This window comes from Allobacillus halotolerans, assembly GCF_018967645.1.
Classification (GTDB): Bacteria; Bacillota; Bacilli; order Bacillales; family Alkalibacillaceae; genus Allobacillus; species Allobacillus halotolerans.
This window is the reverse complement of sequence record NZ_JAHLZF010000036.1, coordinates 553-2,790: the sequence shown is the minus strand read 5'-3', so window position 1 is coordinate 2,790 and position 2,238 is coordinate 553. Positions and strand designations below refer to the sequence as shown.

General features: G+C 33.6%; 4 protein-coding genes. All 4 read right to left on the bottom strand.

Annotation, left to right across the window (positions count from 1 at the left end; all coding sequences use genetic code 11):
* Nucleotides 1–507: phage major capsid protein (locus KQ486_RS13735; RefSeq protein WP_216687976.1), on the bottom strand; the 507-nt coding region annotated here is incomplete at its 3' end.
* Between the two features lie 13 nt (nucleotides 508–520).
* On the bottom strand, nucleotides 521–1,135 hold the full coding sequence (locus KQ486_RS13730) for a DUF4355 domain-containing protein (RefSeq protein WP_000354307.1): 615 nt from the start codon (nucleotides 1,133–1,135) through the stop codon (nucleotides 521–523).
* A 134-nt stretch (nucleotides 1,136–1,269) separates the two neighbouring features.
* The gene (locus KQ486_RS13725) at nucleotides 1,270–1,440 is read right to left on the bottom strand and encodes a hypothetical protein (protein WP_000072207.1); all 171 of its coding nucleotides are present in this window, start codon (nucleotides 1,438–1,440) and stop codon (nucleotides 1,270–1,272) included.
* A 72-nt stretch (nucleotides 1,441–1,512) separates the two neighbouring features.
* The coding region (locus tag KQ486_RS13720; RefSeq protein WP_246569353.1) for a minor capsid protein at nucleotides 1,513–2,238 on the bottom strand (726 nt) is incomplete at its 5' end.

The window sequence follows — 2,238 nt, the reverse complement described above, 5'->3', positions numbered from 1 at the left end:
AACCTTATTAGTTTTTTCAATTGATTGTGCAATTGATTTACCGAATGGATTGTTACCTTGATTCAAAATACCCGCTTCATCAAACTTTTTATAGAATGCTTCAGCAATCATAGGCTTCATTTCTTCAAAGAATTGTGAATAAGTGTAATTCAAAAATTCTTTTGTTACAGGTAAGATAACCCCTAATTTAAACGCTCTCATAGTAGCATTAACCCATGTAGCTTTAGATGTTTCGATTTTTTGACCTTCACCTACCCAGTAAGCACCTGGTTTATCAGCCCAAAAAGTAAACTTCTTCTCAGTACCTTCCATTGGTTCGTACTTACCTAATTGCATAATTTTAGAGTTTTCCATAACCTCTTGTAAGATAGGTGTTGTAAAGTCGTTTAACAACGTGCCATCTTTCTTTTCGTGCATCATTACATTGTCAGGGTTAAATACTTGTGGTTTAACATTGTTACTTGCAAAATGTTGCAAATTTAATTTTAATTTTTGTGTTTGTTCCATTTAAATGCCTCCGTTAATTTTTAATAATTCTTTTTTGTCTAGCTATTTCAGCTAAGTTTTGCGGTTTATTTTTAGTCGAGTGATTAAATGAATCTCCACCAGTCAATGGCGATTGTCTAGCGTTAACCTTAACCGCTTCATTAACCGCTTTTTTTACTGCATTAGAAAAAGCTTCAACGTTCGATTTGGTTTGTTCAGCAGTGTCAGTTACAACCAAATTGACAACCTCATCTGATGAATCAACTTCCGCTTCACTCAACATTTTTCGTGCTTCTGAACGCATTTCGTTTAATTGTTTTTCTGAACGTAATTGTTCCAGCTCTTTTTCCATTTGTTCGCGTTCATATTCAGCGATTTGATCTTTGTTCATTTTTGCTAATCGTTTAGCTTCATCAACAGCTTCTTGTTTCTCTTTTTCTTTCTGCTTCATACGACGACTTAATTCTTCTTTAAGACGCTTGTTATATTCTTCTTGTAGTCTTTTTTCGATTTCTTCTTCTGAATTAGTCTTTTTGTCTTGTTTGTCTTTGCCTTCATCATCGTTGTTATCTTTTGATTTTCCATTATCTCCATCTGATTCTTCAGCAAAAAACTGTAATTTGAGTTTTAACTTCTCTTGGATATCCATAGTTTTTACACCTCATTTATTTACTCTTGATTAGTTTTAAGCCATACATGGTTCGGGCTGTTACACTTGCATCTTTTATTGTCATAAGCATGGTTTGGACATAAAAAATAGCCAACACAATTAAGTGCTAGCTATTAAAAGAGAGGTTCATTATATTTCGATTTTTCTTTATCGGCTAATACTGCCGACCTTACGCTGTCTAAGTTTGCATCAATAATAACTGTTTCGTTTCGCTTTTGTAACTCTTTACGTATACCTTTTAACTCTCTTGCTATGTCTCTAAGGTATTTGTCAGTATTACTCATTTTAGTATCCTCCAAACACTTAATTTACTATCATACAAAGCTAACTTGCCTTTAAAAAACTTTACTTTTAAATCAATCACCGCTTTTCACTTTCCCTCCGAAGTATTTTGTTTTTCGTTTCTTGCTTGGTTTTTTCGGCCACATAGATTTAGGTAGTAAAGCGCAATCTGAACGACAATTGATATGCATAGGATAAAAATTAACACCAATTTTAGCGTCTTTAACTTTGAATATTTCTCCATTAAGCCCTTTGCATACTTTAGTTGTTCTATTATCGATTTTTGCAATATACATATAATATCCTTCCGGTGAAATTTCTTTCATGCTGTCAATGCTTGATTGTGCGTGAACACGTGCCGATTCCGTATAAAGCAATGATTTAATTGCTGCGGTCTTTTGTCGTGCTGTGCCTTCGAATTTATTTAAGTGCTTGCGCATATCTTTAACATATTCATTAGGATGTCGACCTCTAATAACTACATTAGCAATTATTTCTTCTACTTCTTGTTTCATTGCTTCGGTATTAGTCCATAATCGCTCTGACCAAACGACACCATGAAATTGTGTATCAACGATTGTATCTATAACTTCTTTAGCTACTTGTACACCTTCACCTAAAATACCCGCTTGATCACTGAACACACGATAAGCTGTTGATTCGAAATATTCCCTCATCGATAATTCTGTTTGAGCTGTTGCATAAGCAATTAAGAATTCTATTTGAATCTTTAATATCTGTTCTCTAGATACATACATCTTAGTGTTATACTTCTTTAATTCTTCATTTGCTCTATCGCT